The sequence below is a fragment of the Streptomyces sp. NPDC107575 genome (assembly GCF_055657265.1).
Map to the genome: position 1 here is coordinate 208,597 of NZ_JBVKBG010000010.1, position 16,306 is coordinate 224,902.

Genomic DNA, 16,306 nt, shown 5'->3' on the forward strand with positions numbered 1-16,306 from the left:
GTCACCCCGCGTACTGTCCACCCCGCGTGCCCGTACGCTGACTCCCCGTACGCCCCTCACCCCTCGCACCCACCACCCCCTGGGCACCACGCTGCCCCCATGACCCACCCACCGTCACCCCAACTCGCTTCTCCAGCCCCCACGTTCACCACACTCCTGCCCTCGACACCCCGGGGCGCGCGCCTGGCCCGCCACCTCTGCGTCACCACGCTGCGCTCCTGGGGCGCCCACCCCGACCTCACGGAGCGTGCCGAACTCGTCGTCGCGGAACTCGCCGCCAACGCCGTCACCCACGGCCGCCTGCCCGGCCGCGACTTCCGCCTGGCACTCACGTACGACACGGGGTCCGACCACCTCCGCATCGAACTCACCGACGCCCGCGGCGACCTCCTCCCCCACCACCGCCCGCCGGGCACCCCCCTGCCCACGGACGGCCGCGGCCTGCTCCTCGTATCGGCGCTGTGCACGCACTGGGAAACGGTGCCCCACCCACCTGGCGGCAAGACGGTGGTGGCCGTGCTGCACGTCTCCGCGCCGGGCGGGTAACCGGGGACCGGCCGACGCTCTGCCGCCCCTCACGTCAGTCCTCCAACAGCCCCCGGACCAGCTCCGCGGCCCGCCCCGCCCCGCCCTCCGACCGGAACCTCCGGCCCATCCCGGCAGCGGCCTCCGCCATCCCCCGGTCGCCCAGCACCCGCTCGACGGACGCCCGCAGTGCGGCGGGCGGGACCGGGCGGTGGGACAGGGGGTGGCGGAGCAGGACCGCCGCGCCGCGTTCGGCGACCGCTCGGCCGATCAGCAGTTGCTCCATCTGTTGCGGCACGACGACGAGCGGCACCCCGCAGTTGAGCGCCTCCAGCGCGCTGTTCATGCCGCCGTGGGTGACGAACACCGACGCCTCGCGCAGGACGGCGAGTTGGGGCACCGAGCGACGGGCGAGGGTGTTCGCCGGCGTGGCCCCCAGGTCGGCGGGGTCGACTCCGCTGCCGGTGGCGAGGACGACGCGGACCGGGAGGTCGCCGAGCGCCGTGCAGCAGGCGCGGAAGAAGTCCGCGCCGCCGTCGTGCAGCGTGCCCAGCGAGACCAGGACGACCGGGTCCCCGCCCGACACATGGGCGGCGAGCTCGGGGTCGAGCGGCGTGGGTACGGCGTCCGGGGAGGCGGTCGGGCCGGTGAAGCGGCAGCTGGAGTCGAGGCGCGGGTCGGGCGACTGGAACTCCTCGGGGATCGGGAAGAGCGTCAGGTCGCCGCGCAGCGGGAGCATCGGCGTGGGCGGGACGGCGTCCCTCCCGAACTCCTTGATCAGTGCGCGCTTGGCCCGCAGCGCGGCGGGCATGTCGCGCAGGGTCGGGCCGACGACGGCCAGGTTCTCCCGCACCGTGAGGGCCCTCACCGCGCCGCTCCCGACGAAGAAGGTCGTCATGAAGGAGACGGTGGGCAGGTTCAGGGCGGTCGCGGCCAGCCGTCCCCAGAGCGCGTTCGAGTCGTGCATCAGGGCCGCCGGACCCACCGCCCTGGCCTGCTCGACGACGAACGGAACGAGCGCCGAACACGCCCGCAGCACCTTCACCACCACCCCCACACTGCTCCCGGCACGCGTCGCCTCCGCGATGTCACGGGCCGTCAGCACACCCTCGGGGTACGGCACGAACCTCGCGCCCGTGCCCCGGATGCGGTCCCCGAACTCGGCGTCGCACAGGTAGACGACGTCGACGCCCGCGTGGACGAGCTCGGTGACGACGGGGAGGGTGGGATTGACGTGTCCCGCGGCCGGCATGCCCGCGATCAGCAGAGTGGTCATGGGGGCGACGATAGGCCCGCCGCCCGGAATCCCGTTGAGGGGGCGAGGCCTTCGAGGGACCATGAAGCCATGGAGCTGAACGGGGACAAGGTCCTCCTGCGACCGGTGACGAGCGGCGACGAGGCCGTCCTCGCCAAGATCGTGCGTGAACCGGAGGTCGCCGCGTGGTGGTCGCCGCCGGAGGACTTCGAGGGCGATCTCGCCGTCGTCTTCGAGGGCGAGGTCATCGGCATGATCCAGTACGACGAGGAGGACGAGCCGGAGTTCCGCAGGGCCGGCATCGACGTCTTCCTGACCGCCCGGCGGCACGGGCAGGGGCTGGGGACCGACGCGGTGCGCACCCTCGCCAGGTGGCTGGTGCGGGAGCGCGGTCATCACCGGCTGACCATCGATCCCGCCGCGGCCAACACCGTCGCGATCCGCAGCTACACCAAGGTCGGCTTCAAGCCCGTGGGGGTCATGCGGGCGTACTGGCGCAACCACCGCACGGGCGTCTGGGAGGACGGGCTGCTCATGGATCTGCTCGCGGAGGAACTGACCTGACGGGCTCGGTCCTGGGCAGCGGAAGGTACGCGCCCTTGGCCAGGATGCGGTCGATCTCACGGCCCTCGGTCGCCGTCACGCGCCGGTGCGGCAGGGGCACGCCCACCACGTGTGCCAAGCGCCGCAGTTGGAGATCCACGGCCGCCTCGCAGGCGAGGCAGAAGTCGTCGGCGCCGCGGCGCCCCTGGGTCCAGCCGAGGAGAACGAGCGCGAGGGCGACGACGGCGGCAGGCCACCAGAACAGTGCGAGCACGGCGTAGGGCAGCGCCCAGGCGACGCGGACGGTCGCGGCGGCGTACTCGTCCCAGGCCGCGGTGACGATCTTGGGGCTCCGCAGATCGTGGAGCTGCCACAGGCGGGGCCACACCCGGGCGAGCGAGACCCCGTACTGGGCGGCGACCCGCTCGTCCACCAGGGCGAAGCGGTCGCCGATCCACGTGGCGCGCCGGGGCAGATAGCGCTCGGGCACGGCGTGGCCGCCCTGCCGGGCCGTGTCCAGCGCGATGCGTCGGCGGCGCTGGATGCCGGGGTTCATGACGCGGCGCAGGGCGTTCGAGCGGCCCGTCCAGAGCCGGTGCACGGCGAGACTCGACTCCCGTACGAGGAGCGCCGTCACGACGACCCCGCCGAGGAGCAGACAGCCGAGCACCGCCCCCTTGGTGGTCGTGGCGGTGTCACCGAGGCTGTCGAGGCGTCGTACGAGGATGCCGAGATCGAGCGCGTGGGCCGCGCCGGAGGGCCGCATCGCCCAGGCGGCGAGCACGGCCACCGCGAACGGCACACCAGGAAGGATCAGGAAGGCGAACCAGCGGTCGGCGATGCGTTTGCCCAGTTCGGTGAGGATGCCGTCCATCAGCCACCGTCCTGCGGGGGCATGAGCGCCCCGTCGATGTGACAACGCGGCTCGGCGGCGTCCGCGCCCCGCCCCCGGGCGGGACACCGTCCGCTCGGACAGCGGAACCACTCGACGACGGGTCGCTCCTGCCAGGCGTCCGAAGCCGGCAGCCCCGAGGAACGGTGGCCCTCGCGCCGCAGGTCGAGTGCGCGGAGCGCCTCGGAGGCGGGCTTGCCCGCGCGCACCTCGGCGACCTCCCGGTCGAGGGCGGCCCGCCACGCGTACCGGTCGGCCTTCTCCCGCAGCTCGGGCAGATGGGCGCAGAACCATGCCAGGGCCGTCTGTTCCGTGTCGGCGACATCGGATACGTCGGCGGTGGCGGGGGCGGCCGTGGTGCGGGCCCGGCGGTGCCAGGGCCAGCGGTCGCGGATGGACATGGGTGGTGCTCCTCTACGGTCCGATGTGCAGCAGCGAGGACCAGACGTCCACGGTGCGTGGGGCGGCCCGGCGCAGGGCCTGTGCCGCGTCGTGCACGGCCCGGGCGGCGAGTCCGCTGTCGGGCGGGCCGTGCGCGGTGAGCGTCCGGTACACCTCGCGCGCGGCGTCGAGCGCCTTGTCGCTGTCGACCTCCCACAGGGTGCCCACCACGTGCGTGTACGCCTGGAGGTGGAGCAGGGCGGCCAGGTGGATGGCCTCGTCGTAGGCGCGCGGGTCGGGGGCGGCGGTGCTGCACGCCGACAGATAGCAGAACTCGCCGCCGGGCAGGCCGAGGTCGGCCAGCTGGTCGAGGGAGACCACACCGTCGGCGACGGCGAGTCCGGCGGCGTCGGCGTGGCAGGCGAAGTGTGCCCAGCGGGCGTCGCGCAGCCGCGTGAGGACGTCGGCGACGTGTGCCGGGTCGAGCGTCACCGCGTCGGGGAAGTGCCGCAGGAACTCGGCGGATTCCTCGGACACCTCCGGCAGGTCGGGCCGGTCGGGGGTCTGCGGTGCGGCGACGACGAGCCGGCCGCGGGCGGTGGCGGTGCGCTCGGCGGACCTCAGGAGCGCGCCGATGGTGGGTGTGTAGGAGGAGACGACCTCGTCGAGCAGGGCGGGGCCGCCGGGGTGCGTGTGCAGGCCTGCCGCATGGATCGGCAGGGCGGTGAGGGGGCCCGTGGGGCACCACCAGATCCGCCGCTCGGCCGTGAGGTGTGGTCTCAGGGCCGCCAGTACGGGCTCGGCGAGGTCGGTCCACAGTCGTGGCGCGACGACGTTGAGCATGCCCTGGTGGCGGCCGTCCGGGTCGGCGGACTGCCGGGCCCACTCGACGAGTTCGTCGTGGTCGAGCCGGTCGAGCGGCACGAGGAGCGGTTCGTCGCGGCCGGGCAGCAGGACGATCGCGTCGCAGCGCAACGGGCTGGCGTTGACCACGACGACGGGGCCGCGCTCCGCGGCCCTCGCCAGCTGCCGGTAGCCCGCCCGCTCCGACTCCCGCAGCCTGGCGGTGAGTTGCTCCCACTCGCGGCCGAGCCGGATGCGCCGTTCCACGTCGGCGCCCGCCAAGTGGCCGGGGCTCCGACCCGTGTCGTCGTCCGGCATGTCGAGCTCGGCGCGGATCTCCGCGAGGCGGCGCGCCAGGGCGGGATCGGCGTCCTGCGCCCGCTCAATTCCCGTTCGCAGCATGGCCAGTTGACCCCACATCACGGCGCGCCCGTGCTCCAGGACCTCGACCGCGTACGCCACCCGGCCCTCGGCGATCGCGGCGGCCGCGGCCGCCGTCGACACGCCCTGCCAGCGACTGAGCAGCCACCGCTGGTCGTCGCGGCGCAGCCCGATCCACGCCATCTGCGGCAGCAGTCCGACCGCCGCCCCGTACCCCTCGACCGACAGCGGCCCACCGGCGCCGAGTTCACCGAGGCGGACGGCGGCGGCCAGCCGGGTCTGCAGCGGCGACGCGGGGTCGCCGACCGCCTCGCGCAGGCAGCGCGCGGCCGCGTCGCGCTCGCCCGACACCTCCAGCGCGCGGGCCCTGACCGTCAGACAGACGGCGTGCAGCGGATGTCCGGGACCGCGCGCCTTCACCAGCCGGTCCGCCAACTCCCGAGCCTCGTCGAGATCCTGACGGTCACCGTCGCGGTCGAACCGCTCCAGCAGCGCCACGACCGTGCCGGGGTCGGGCTCCCCGCGCCGCCCCGCGCGCACGGCCGCGGCCAGCGCGGCGGGGTCGGACGTGGCCCGGTACCCGATCAGCTCCAGCTCGACGAGGCGGCTCCGCGCCCTGCCGGGATGCCGGGCGGACACCTCTCTGACCAGGGCGAGGGCCCGTTCGAGGTCGGCCCGGTCCGCGCGCAGCTCGTACCGGTCCTTGAGCGCCCAGGCCAGCGTCAGGAAGACGACGGGCCAGTCGGTCATCGTGTGCCAGAACCAGCGGCGCGGCTTCGCGGCGAGCGGGTCGAGGACGGCGATCGCCCGGTCCAGATTGCCGGCCGCGCCGGTCCACTCGTAGCGGAGGATGAAGGCCCGCGCCACGTTCACCTCGACCGCGGGCCGCCCGTACGCGAACAGCAGCTGGTCCACCACGTGCCGCTGCGGGGCGTCGAGAGCGGCCGGGCCGTCCCTCAGCAGATCGTCCAGCATGGTGTCGCTCCCCTGGTCCGCCAGGAGGTCGATGAACGCCTCCGCGCGCACAAGAGCCGCCAGGGAGTCGAGGTCCCGCCCGGCGCCCGCCCGGAACACCTCGGCCCGCCGCGCCACGTCCCGCAGCGCGTCCTGCCGTCCGGCACCGGCCCCGGAGGCGACCCCCTTGGCGCGGACCAGCCGGAACAGCAGCGCGGCCGTCCCGATGCCGCGCACGACGCACCACGGCACGTACACCAGCAGGGTCACACCGAGCACGGACCCCAGGGTCACCCCCATGAACAGTGCGGTCATGGGATCCCTGGAGACGGCGGCGATGGCACCGCCCTGCGCCAGGAACGGCACGGCGATCATCACCGCCCACACCCCGAGCAGCGCGAGGACGTTCAGCGGACGCCGCACGCACTCGCGCCAGGTGCGCCACACCAACTGGCGTTGCTCGACCGTCCAGTTGACCGCGAGCACGAGGAACGCCAGACAGCCCACGCCCAGGAGCAGCAGCACCGTCGGCATCCACGGCGCGTCGGCCGCGTACCGGTGCAGTTGACCGGTGTCCAGGTCCAGCCAGCCGCCCCGGCCCGGATCGTAGAGAGCGTGGCGCTCGGCGTCGTAGACGGCCCGGTCGTGCGGCCCGACCCGAAAGGCCCGGTGCTGGGCGACACGATGCCCCCACACCCCACCCACCACCGCGGTCCCCGCGGCCAGAACCCCCACGGCGATCAGCCGCTTCCCCGTCGCCACGGGGGAGATGATACGGCGCGGACGTCAGTGGCGGGCGATGTGTGGAGCTACGGCACGGAACCGACCGCGGCGTCGTCCCCCGTCCGCTCCGCCAGATCCCTCCCGCCGGTCTCCCCCGTCCGCCAGATCGCCAGCACCGTCACCAGACCGCACAGGATCGCCAGCACGGCGAGCCAGGTGCTCGACGGTGAACCCGTGGCCGTGAACACCCCGCTGGCGAGCAGCGGGGTGAAACCACCACCGAGCAACGCGCCCGTCTGGTAACCGAGGGAGACGCCGGTGTAGCGGACCTGGGTGCCGAACAGCTCCGACAGGAGCGGGCCGAGCGGCGCGTACATCGCGTTCTGGGCGAGCTGGCCGAGCACCATGCCGGCGTAGAGGAGGACCACGGTTCCCGTGTTGACCAGCGCGTAGACCGGAAAGGCCAGGAGGACGCAGGCGATCGCGCCGCAGAGCACCACGGCACGGCGGCCGACACGGTCCGACAGCGCGGAGAAGAACGGGATGGCCACCAGGCCCACCAGCGCGGTGATCAGCACTCCGGTCACCACGTCGGACGTGGCGTACCCGATGGCCTTGCCGTACGTGATCATGAACGTGTTGACCAGCGCGTTCAACGCGAAGGGGCCGATGCCGACCGCACTGGCGAGGGCGAAGGCACGGGGGCTGCGCAGCACCTCCGCCAGCGGGAGCCGCGGCTTCTTCGCCGTGGTGCGCTCCTGTTCGAACAGCGGGCTCTCGGTGACGTGCAGCCGCATGTAGAGGCCGAGGGCGAGGAGCAGCGCGCTGCACAGGAACGGCACGCGCCAGCCCCAGGTGAGCAGTTGGTCATCGGGGAGCTGCGTCACGAGGGCGATGGTGCCCGTGGAGACCACCGATCCCAGGGGCGAGCCCATCTGCAGCAGGCCGTTCCACAGGCCCCTGCGGTGCGGGTCCGCGTGCTCGACGACCATGAGCGTCGCGCCGGCCCACTCGCCGCCGACGGCGACACCCTGGACGATGCGCAGCACCACCAGGAGGACGGGGGCTGCGGCGCCGATCGTGGCGTACGTGGGCAACAGGCCGATCAGGACGCTCGCCAGGCCCATCATCGTCATGGTGACGATGAGCATCGACTTGCGGCCGATGCGGTCGCCGAAGTGTCCGAAGACGATGCCGCCGAGCGGCCGGGCCACGTAGCCGACGGCCAGCGTGCCGAACGAGGCGACGGTGCCGGCCAGCGGGTCGGCACCGGGGAAGAACAGATCCCCGAACACGATGGCGGCCATCGTGCCGTAGAGCAGGAAGTCGTAGTACTCGATGACGGTGCCGAGCAGACCGGACAGTGCCACTCTGCGCAGCACGGCGGGGTTCGTTCCGGCGGCTCTCGGCTCGACGGGTTCGGGCATGGGTGACTCCGTTGTCAGTGTCGGACGGTGCGGGGTCTCACCGCGCGGCGAACGCGTGGATGCTCGACACCACGTGGTCGAGCTCCTCCTCCGTGGTGCCGTGGCTCATGCCCAGGGACATGCCGCGCTCGAAGACGGCGTCGGCCTCGGGCAACCCGCCCTCGGGCAGCCGGTGTTCGACGCCGCGCATCATCGGGTGCCGGGTGATGTTCCCGCTCCAGACCGTCCGGGTGTCGATCCCCGCGGCTTCCAGGAACTCCTGGAGGTCGCCGCGGGTGAAGCCGGCCTCTGGGCGGATCATCACGGGGTAGCAGAGCCAGGCGGTGTACCAGTCCGGCAGCTGGCGCGGCAGCGAGAACAGCGTCGGGTAGGCGCCGAACGCCTTGGTGAACGCGTCGAAGATCTCGGCGCGGCGGGCGAAGTTCGCGTCGAGCTTCTTCAGCTGCTGGAGCCCGAACGCGGCGCCCAGCTCGGAGGGTTCGAAGTTCCACGGCAGTACGTCGAAGATGAAGTCGTTGTCGTAGGCGACGCCGTCGAGGTCCTCCCGGAACACCCGCCCGGTCCTGGCCTTCTCCGAACCGAACAGATGCGGCTCCGAGCGCCGCCCCCAGCGGCGCAGCATCAGCGCCTTGTCGCGCAGGTCCTCGTCGTCGAGACACACCATGCCGCCGTTGCCCGCGCAGGTCACGATGTGCGCCATCGCGAAGCTCGTGACGGTGATGTCGGAGCGGCTGCCGGTCCTGGTGCCGCGCAGGGTGGTGCCGATGCAGTCGCAGGAGTCCTCGATGACCTTGAGGCCGTGCCGGTCCGCGATCTCCCTGATGACGTCCCAATCGGGCGCGTTCCCGGCGAGGTTGGGGATGAGGATGGCCTTCGTACGATCGGTGACCAGCGCCTCGATCCCGCGCACGTCGACGTTGTACGTGTCCGGTTCGACATCGGCGAAGACCGGCACCCAGCCGCCGCGCACGATGGGCCCGACGTCCGTGGAGAAGGTCAGCGGCGAGGTGATCACCTCGGCACCCTTGGGCAGGTCGAGCAGTTCCAGGGCGAGATAGAGCGCCGAGGAGCCGGAGTTGCACATCACGCCGAGCCGCTTGCCGTAGAGCTCGGCGACGGTCCGTTCCATCTCGGCGACGTTCTTGCCGATCTTCAGGCCGAAGGGGCCGGCGCGCAACACCTCGAGACAGGCGTCGATCTCGGCGTCGTCGTGCACACTGCGGGCGTAGACCACACGCGGGCTCATGGTTCTCTCCTTCGTCCGTGTCTTGGTGTCTCGGTGTCTCGGTGTCTCGTTTTCAACGGCCAAGCTGGGCAGCCAACTTGGCGGCCAGGGCCCGGTCCATGAGCTCGAAGACCTGCCCGAGCGGGTCCCGGTGATAGGTGGCACCGACCGGGCACACCCCGTCCCGCACCCCGGCCATCCACACCGGCGCCCCCGCCCGTTCCCACGCGCGGGCCGCCGCCGGCAGGTCGTCGACCACGAAGCCGAGGTGGTGGATGCCCGGCACGGGCCGCCAGATCTCGGATCCGGGCACCTCACGCAGGAGTTCGAGGTGCGGCGGACCTCCGGCCGAGAGCCCGATGCGCTGCGTCCCGGTGTGCTCGACACCGCGGATCCTGCACGTGAACCGGGTCTCGTCGAAGACCGTGACGGACAGGCCGTGGATCCGCTGTACGTCGGCGGCGGCCCGCTCGATGTCGGGCACCACCACGCCGACGTGATGGAGCTCGGCCAAGGGCCAGTGCCTCACCGCTCACCTCCCGGCTCGGGCCTCGGCGGCCCGCTGGGGAGCATTCCTAATGCCGATTGAGCGTTTGGTCAATACCGATTGACCGCACTCGCAGGGGCCCCTAATCTCCATTGAGCAAGCGATCAATCAAGAGGAGGGGCGCGGATGCCCACTGTCGAAATCCGCCGGGCGGACATCCTGAACGCCTCCGCCGAGCTGTTCGCGACCAAGGGCGTCGCGGCGACGACCGTGCGCGAGATCGCGGCGCGCGTCGGCGTCAGGTCCGGGGCGCTGTACCACTACTTCCCGTCCAAGGACGCGATCGTGCGGGAGGTGATCCACACCTACCTCCAGGACCTGAAGTCGCGCTACGACGCGGCCGCTCCCCGCAGCCTCGAACCGCGGGCCCGGCTGCGCGCGATCGTCGAGGTGTCACTGCGCACCGCGGAGGACAGCCCGCACGCCACCGCCGTCTACCAGAGCGAGCTCACGAACCTCCGGGACCTGCCCGAGTACCGGCACATCAAGGAACTGGCCGACGAGGTGCAGCACGTGTGGCTGGAGACCATCGACGACGGAAGGCGGGACGGGTCGTTCCGCAGCGACGTCCCGGCGAAGGTCTTCCACCGCTTCATCCGCGACGCCGTGTGGCTCTCGGTCAAGTGGCGGCACCCGGAGGACGCCTACACGAGCGAGGACCTCGCACGGGACTGCATGTCGATCTTCCTGGACGGCTTCGCCGCCTGAGACACGTACCTCCGGAACACGCACCTCCGAAACACACACCTTTGCCATACGCATCGACGAGAGGGCGAGTCGTGACAGAGAACCAGTTGGTCGACCTGACGGACAGGGTCGCCGTCGTCACCGGGGCCGCACAGGGCCAGGGCGCCGAGCACGCCCGGCTGCTCGCCCGGCTCGGGGCGCGCGTGGTCCTCACGGATCTCGACGAGTCCGCGGTGCGGGCCGTCGCCGACGAGATCGGGGCCGGGGCACTCGCGTTCGCGCTCGACGTCGGGAGCGAGAGCGCCTGGCGGGACACCATGGAGCAGGTCCGTGCGCGGCTCGGACGGGTCGACGTGCTCGTCAACAACGCCGCCGCCTACCGCAAGGTCCCGCTGGCCGAGCTCAGCGAGAAGGAGCTCCTGACCACCCTGCAGATCAACCTCGTGGGCCCGGTCCTCGGCATCCAGGCGGTGACACCCCTGATGCTCGAGCGCGGCGGGTCCGTCATCAACATCTCCTCCACCGCCGGACTGAGCGGTTACGCGGGCGGCCTCGCGTACAGCACGTCGAAGTGGGGGCTGCGCGGCGTATCCCGGTCCGCGGCGAAGGAGCTCGGCCCGCTGGGGATCCGCGTCAACTGCATCTGTCCCGGTGCGATCGACACCGCGATGATCAGCGAGGAGACACGGGCCGGCGGCGGAGCGGTCGCCCACCTGCCGATCCCCCGCCCGGGCAGGCCCGCCGAGGTGTCCGCCCTCGTGGCCTTCCTGGCCAGCGAGGCGAGCAGCTACTGCACCGGTCAGGACTTCGTCGTCGACGGAGGCCAGACGGCCTGAGCCGCGCGGCACCGGAGACCAGGACAAGTCGAATCGGTCACGTCGGGAACAGTCGCCACGTCCCGCGCGGTTGCATCAGCCGAGGGGCCGGGACCGCGCGCCCGGACCAGACATGTTTCCGCAGGAGGACGCTTTCATGACCGACCGACCCTTGACGCTCATGGCCGTGCACGCCCACCCCGACGACGAGGCCACCAGCACCGGAGGGGTCCTCGCGCGGTACGCGGCGGAAGGCATCCGCACGGTGCTCGTGACCTGTACCGACGGCGGTTGCGGTGACGGGCCGGGAGGCGTCAAGCCCGGCGAACCCGGCCACGATCCCGCAGCCGTCGTCAAGATGCGCCGCCAGGAACTGGAGACGAGCTGCGAGGTCCTGAGGATCAGCGACCTGGAGACGCTGGACTACGCCGACTCCGGGATGATCGGCTGGCCGAGCAACGAGGCCCCCGAATCCTTCTGGCAGACCCCCGTCGAGGTGGGCGCCGCCCGGCTCGCGGAGCTGATGCGCCACTACCGCCCCGATGTGGTCGTCACCTATGACGAGAACGGTTTCTACGGCCACCCCGACCACATCCAGGCCAACCGCATCACCATGGCGGCACTGGAGATGATCGACTTCACGCCGAAGGTGTACTGGACGACGATGCCCCACTCGGGGATGCGGCGCTTCGGCGAGCTCATGCGCGAGTTCAACGAGGACATGCCGGAGCCGGACCCCGCCGAGGCCGCCGCGCTGGCCGACATCGGCCTCCCGGACGACCAGATCAGCACGTGGGTGGACACCGCCGCGTTCAGCGACCAGAAGTTCGACTCCCTGGCCGCGCACGCCAGCCAGGGCGAGAACATCTTCTTCCTCAAGATGGGCAAGGAGCGCTTCGGCGACCTGATGGGCCTGGAGACCTTCGTCCGCGTCAGGGACACCACGGGCGCGGACCTCCCCGAGACCGATCTGTTCGCCGGCCTGCGCTAGCGGAGCCCGTACGTACGTCCGCGGGCTGTCAGGCCAGACCGAAGCGCTGGGCCCAGGCCGCCACGTCGGTGGTCGTGGTGTTGCCCCCGCAGATCACCAGGCCGAGCTCGGCCCCCTCACCGACGCGTTCCAGTACCTGGCGGGCCGCCGGCAGCAAGCAGCCGGCGGCCGGCTCGGCCCAGACCTTCGCGTGGTCGGCCAGGTCGAGCGTGCCCTGGACGGCCTCTGCGTCGGTCACCGTGAGGACGTCGGTGAGCAGCGCCGAGGCGTGCTCGTAGGTGAGTTGGGAGGCGCTGGGCGCGCTGAGCGTCGAGACGATCGAGGTCAGCTCGACCGGCGTCGGCCCTCCGGCGTCGAGCGCCGCCGACATGGCCTGGGCTCCCTCGGTCTCGACGCCCCAGACCCGGATCCCTGGCCGGCGTGCGCGCAGCGCGGTGGCGACGCCGGAGATCAGCCCGCCGCCACCGATGCTGACGATTACGTCGGTGAGCTTCCCGGCGTCCTGCGCGAACTCCAGGCCGACGGTGCCCTGGGCGGCGATCACGGTGGGATCGTCGAAGGGGTGGACCAGCGTCAGCCCCGCGTCCCTGAATTCGTCGACCGAGGCGAACGCGCCGTCCATGGTGTCGGCGATGTGGACGCTCGCCCCGGCGGCCTCCGCGATGTCCCGGGCACTGGCGGGCGCGGTGCGGGGCATCACGATGGTCGCCTTGACGTCCAGCATGCCGGCCATGACCGCCAGGGCGATGCCGTGGTTGCCGCCGCTGACCGTGACGACTCCCGCGGCGCGCTCGGCCGCGCTGAGCGTGAGCAGCCTCGCGGTGGCGCCCCGGGCCTTGAACGAGCCGGTGCGCTGCAGCAGTTCCAGCTTCGCGGTGGTCGGTGCGCCCAGCAGCGCGGTGAGCCCGGGGCTCGGCACCGTCGGCGTCCTGACGACATACCCCGCGATCCGCTCGGCTTCGGCCTCCACGTCGGCGACAGTGATCAACACGTCCCTCTCCCACACGTTTCCCGCAGCACGCCCCTCGTAGCTGCATCGCACAACACTGCTGGGTGCACGTGGGGGTGTCCAGTGCACGGCTCATGGCTCATGGCTCATGGCTCATGGCTCGCCGACGAGTACGTCCTCCTGGTGGGACCCCGCCGCGTACAGGTCGCGGCGGAAGGACTCCCGGATCGTGTAGACCGCGACGAAGGTCAGGACGGAGAGCAGGAGGATGTACGCGGAGACCGACCAGGACGAGCCCGTCGCGGCGAGCATCGCGGTCATCAGGAACGGGGCGAGGCCGCCGGCGAGCACCGAGGCGGTCTGGTAGCCGAGGGACGCACCGGAGTAGCGCACCTCCGCGGGGAACATCTCCGCGTACAGGGCGGCCTGCGGCCCGTACATGGTGGCGTGGATCGTGAAGCCGATCAGCAGGGACAGGAAGGTCAGCGGCGCCGATCCCGTGTCGATCAGCCAGAAGAGGGGGAAGGCGAAGAGGCCCATGAGCGCCGCGCCCGTGAGATAGAGCTTGCGGCGGGACCAGCGGTCGGAGAGGGCTCCGAAGAGCGGGATGGTGACGATCTGGGTGGCGCCGGCGCCGAGGACGCAGAGCAGCGTGGTGGTGCGGGACAGCCCCGCGTGGGTCGTGCCGTAGTCGAGCATGCCGCTGATCAGGATGTAGAACGTGGCGTTCACGACGAAGAAGGCGCCGGACGCCTGGAGGATGGCCCGCCAGTGGTGCCGTACCGCCTGGCGCAACGGGGACCTGCGGGCCCCGGCGGTGTGCTCGGCCTGCGCCGACTGCTCGCGCATGGCCCGGAAGACCGGCGAGTCCTCGATCTTCAGCTGTACGTAGAGGCCGACGGCGACCAGGGCGAGGCCGGTGACGAAGGGAATCCGCCAGCCCCAGCTGGTGAACGCGGCATCGGACAGCGTCGCGGTCAGCAGGAGGAAGACGGCGTTTCCCGCGACCGCGCCGATGATGGCGCCGGTCTGGACGAGGCTGCCGTAGAAGCCGCGGCGCTCGACGGGCGCGTGCTCGGTGAGGAGCAGCGCGGCGCCGCCCCACTGGGCGCCGACGCCGAGGCCCTGGATCAGGCGGAGGAACACGAGCAGCACGGGCGCCCAGATGCCGACGACGTCGTAGGTGGGGAGCACACCGACGCCGAACGTCGCCACGCCCATCACCACGAGCGCCCCCACCAGCGGCGGTTTGCGCCCGAACCGGTCGCCGAGGTGACCGGCGACGATGCCTCCGAGCGGCCGTGCGACGAAGCCCACGGCGAAGGTCGCGAAGGAGGCCAGGGTGCCGGCGATGTCGCTGAAGGAGGGGAAGAAGAGGTCGCCGAGGACGAGCGCCGCGGCGGTGGCGTAGATGAGGAAGTCGAACCACTCCAGCGCCGTGGAGAGGACGGCCGCCCCCGCGAGTCGGCGCATTCCGTCGCCGGGCGTTCTGCTGCTGCGCGTTCCGTTGCTGGTCACCGCTGTTCGCCTCCTGTCAGGAGCTGCTGGGCCCGGTCGCGGAGCGCGGCGGCCCGGATCTTGGTGCCGTTCGTTCCCGAGGTGGTGGGCATGCGGTCCAGTACATGGACGGCGGCCGGGACCTTGAAGCGGGCGAGGCCCTGCGCGCACCATTCCCGGAGCGACTCAGGTTCTGGGTGTTCTGTGGGCTCGTCGAGGACGACGAAGGCCACCGCCTGCGGGGTACCGTCCGGGCCGCTCGCGCCGACGACCTTCGCGGTCCGCACGGCGGGGTGTGCGGCCAGCCGCTGTTCGATCTCCGCCGGATCGACGAGGAAGCCGCGCAGCCGCAGCACGTCGCCCATCCGGCACACGAACTCGACGGCCCCGTCCTCGGCGACCGTCACCAGGTCCCCGGTGCGGAACCACCCGTCGGCGGTGAAGGCGCGTGCGGCGGCCTCCGGGTCGCCCAGGTAGGCGTCGACCACGTTGGGTCCCCGCAGCTGCAACTCGCCCTGCGCGCCCGGCCGGAGGGGCTCGTCCGTCGCCGGGTCGACGGCCCGTACGGCGATGTCCGGTGACACCGGACGGCCGCCGCCGGTCCAGCGGCGCGGCGCCGGCTCGCCGGGGGGCCAGCTCAGGGCGAGCGCGAAGACCTCCGACGAGCCGTACACACCTGAGGTGTGTGTGCCGAACTCCTTGTGCGCCCATGCCGCGATGTCACGGGTGCGGCCGAGGAAGTCGGCCATGCCGAGCCAGCGCAGCCGGGAGAGGTCCCGCGGTTCGCGCCGCCAGGCGTCGACGAGCCGGGACACCATGTCGTCGCCGCCCACCAGGTGCGTCACACCGTGCCGGGCGAGGCCTGCGAGGGCCGTGTCCTCCTGGAAGACCGGTTCGAGCAGGCAGACGGCGCCACCGGCGAGCGCGGCCATGGCGGTGGTGAACCCGAAGGTGCCGGAGAGCGGCAGGATGCACCCCACGACGTCGCCGTCCTCGATGCCGAGCGCCCGGGCGTCGGCCTCCGCGTGGGAGACGACGGCGGACTCGCGGTGCGCGGCGAGTTTGGGCCTCCCAGTGGAGCCGGACGTGGTGAAGGCGACGGCGAGTTCGTCCCCGGCGTATACAGGTACGACAGCGGTCTCGGTGTTGATGTCTTCGGCGGTACGGGGTGTCCAGGCGCCGGCGCCCATGTCGTACGCGGCGGGGTCGGCCGGTGGCCCGGCGTCCGGGGCCGGGACGACAGCGACCGTGGGAGCGGGCGCGGTGGTGCGGGGCAGCGCGCGGCGGAGGATGCCGGCGAGGTCGAGGCCGTGGAAGCCGTGCGCGAGGGCGAGGACCTTCGGGCGGGCGCGATCGAGCACATGCACCAACTCGTCCACATTGTAACGGGTGTTGACCCCGATGACGTGGGCCCCGAGGTCGGCGACGGCGAACTGCCACACCAGCGCGGACGACCAGTTGGGCAGCCAGACCGCGACGCAGTCGCCCCGGCCGACACCGACGTCGGCGAGTTCCGCGCGGAGCCGGGCGGCGTGCAGTTGAAATTCCCGGCGGGTGACGGCCGCGCCCTCGCCGTCTGCGCCGGATCCCGCGTCGATGGCGAGGACGGCGTCGGGGTCCCGGTCCACGAGTCGGGCCAGGAGGTCGCTGAGCGTGGTCATCGGAGTCCTT

General features: G+C 72.1%; 15 protein-coding genes. 5 read left to right on the top strand and 10 right to left on the bottom strand.

Annotated elements, in window-relative coordinates:
* The first annotated feature begins 99 nt into the window (after nt 1-99).
* Entirely contained in the window at nt 100-546 is a 447-nt protein-coding gene (locus ACZ7L4_RS38505; protein WP_472109704.1) for an ATP-binding protein, read from the top strand.
* A 34-nt stretch (nt 547-580) separates the two neighbouring features.
* Here the strand turns inward: ACZ7L4_RS38505 and ACZ7L4_RS38510 are convergent, their stop codons facing one another.
* Nucleotides 581-1,801: a macrolide family glycosyltransferase gene (locus tag ACZ7L4_RS38510; RefSeq protein ID WP_472109705.1), complete on the bottom strand. Its 1,221-nt coding sequence runs from the start codon at nt 1,799-1,801 to the stop codon at nt 581-583.
* Nucleotides 1,802-1,870: 69 nt separating this feature from the next.
* On the opposite strand from ACZ7L4_RS38510, the gene aac(6') reads away from it, so the two are divergent.
* Complete coding sequence (aac(6'), locus tag ACZ7L4_RS38515) at nt 1,871-2,344, top strand: aminoglycoside 6'-N-acetyltransferase (protein WP_472109706.1); 474 nt, start codon at nt 1,871-1,873, stop codon at nt 2,342-2,344.
* Here the strand turns inward: aac(6') and ACZ7L4_RS38520 are convergent.
* From ACZ7L4_RS38520 to ACZ7L4_RS38545, 6 genes are read right to left on the bottom strand one after another with little or no spacing between them, the layout of a single operon-like run.
* Complete coding sequence (locus ACZ7L4_RS38520; protein WP_472109707.1) at nt 2,313-3,197, bottom strand: hypothetical protein; 885 nt, start codon at nt 3,195-3,197, stop codon at nt 2,313-2,315. The genes aac(6') and ACZ7L4_RS38520 overlap by 32 nt on opposite strands.
* Entirely contained in the window at nt 3,197-3,616 is a 420-nt protein-coding gene (locus tag ACZ7L4_RS38525) for a hypothetical protein (RefSeq protein ID WP_472109708.1), read from the bottom strand. The genes ACZ7L4_RS38520 and ACZ7L4_RS38525 overlap by 1 nt, the downstream gene beginning before the upstream one ends.
* A gap of 13 nt (nt 3,617-3,629) precedes the next feature.
* Nucleotides 3,630-6,536: a CHAT domain-containing protein gene (locus tag ACZ7L4_RS38530; RefSeq protein ID WP_472109709.1), complete on the bottom strand. Its 2,907-nt coding sequence runs from the start codon at nt 6,534-6,536 to the stop codon at nt 3,630-3,632.
* Nucleotides 6,537-6,583: 47 nt separating this feature from the next.
* Nucleotides 6,584-7,924: an MFS transporter gene (locus tag ACZ7L4_RS38535; RefSeq protein ID WP_472109710.1), complete on the bottom strand. Its 1,341-nt coding sequence runs from the start codon at nt 7,922-7,924 to the stop codon at nt 6,584-6,586.
* 37 nt (nt 7,925-7,961) lie between these two features.
* Nucleotides 7,962-9,170 carry a DegT/DnrJ/EryC1/StrS family aminotransferase gene (locus ACZ7L4_RS38540; RefSeq protein ID WP_472109711.1) on the bottom strand — a complete coding sequence of 403 codons (1,209 nt, stop codon included), beginning with the start codon at nt 9,168-9,170 and terminating at the stop codon, nt 7,962-7,964.
* Between the two features lie 52 nt (nt 9,171-9,222).
* Nucleotides 9,223-9,678 carry a VOC family protein gene (locus ACZ7L4_RS38545; protein ID WP_472109712.1) on the bottom strand — a complete coding sequence of 152 codons (456 nt, stop codon included), beginning with the start codon at nt 9,676-9,678 and terminating at the stop codon, nt 9,223-9,225.
* A 144-nt stretch (nt 9,679-9,822) separates the two neighbouring features.
* Here ACZ7L4_RS38545 and ACZ7L4_RS38550 point away from each other — a divergent pair, with 144 nt between their 5' ends.
* The 3 genes from ACZ7L4_RS38550 (at nt 9,823) to ACZ7L4_RS38560 (ending at nt 12,189) form a co-directional block, all read left to right on the top strand.
* Nucleotides 9,823-10,404, top strand: a complete 582-nt coding sequence (locus tag ACZ7L4_RS38550) for a TetR/AcrR family transcriptional regulator (protein ID WP_472109713.1) — start codon at nt 9,823-9,825, stop codon at nt 10,402-10,404.
* Between the two features lie 71 nt (nt 10,405-10,475).
* Nucleotides 10,476-11,219, top strand: coding sequence for an SDR family NAD(P)-dependent oxidoreductase (locus ACZ7L4_RS38555; RefSeq protein ID WP_472109714.1), 744 nt, complete (start codon nt 10,476-10,478; stop codon nt 11,217-11,219).
* 136 nt (nt 11,220-11,355) lie between these two features.
* The gene (locus tag ACZ7L4_RS38560) at nt 11,356-12,189 is read left to right on the top strand and encodes a PIG-L family deacetylase (protein ID WP_472109715.1); all 834 of its coding nucleotides are present in this window, start codon (nt 11,356-11,358) and stop codon (nt 12,187-12,189) included.
* A gap of 28 nt (nt 12,190-12,217) precedes the next feature.
* Here the strand turns inward: ACZ7L4_RS38560 and ACZ7L4_RS38565 are convergent, their stop codons facing one another.
* The 3 genes from ACZ7L4_RS38565 to ACZ7L4_RS38575 form a co-directional block, all read right to left on the bottom strand.
* A complete protein-coding gene (locus ACZ7L4_RS38565; RefSeq protein WP_472109796.1) occupies nt 12,218-13,177 on the bottom strand; it encodes a threonine/serine dehydratase in 960 nt (319 codons plus the stop codon).
* A gap of 114 nt (nt 13,178-13,291) precedes the next feature.
* Nucleotides 13,292-14,611 (bottom strand): MFS transporter, encoded by a 1,320-nt coding sequence (locus ACZ7L4_RS38570; RefSeq protein WP_472109797.1) that lies wholly within the window; start codon nt 14,609-14,611, stop codon nt 13,292-13,294.
* 41 nt (nt 14,612-14,652) lie between these two features.
* Nucleotides 14,653-16,296, bottom strand: a complete 1,644-nt coding sequence (locus ACZ7L4_RS38575; protein ID WP_472109716.1) for an AMP-binding protein — start codon at nt 16,294-16,296, stop codon at nt 14,653-14,655.
* Between the last annotated feature and the right edge of the window lie 10 nt (nt 16,297-16,306).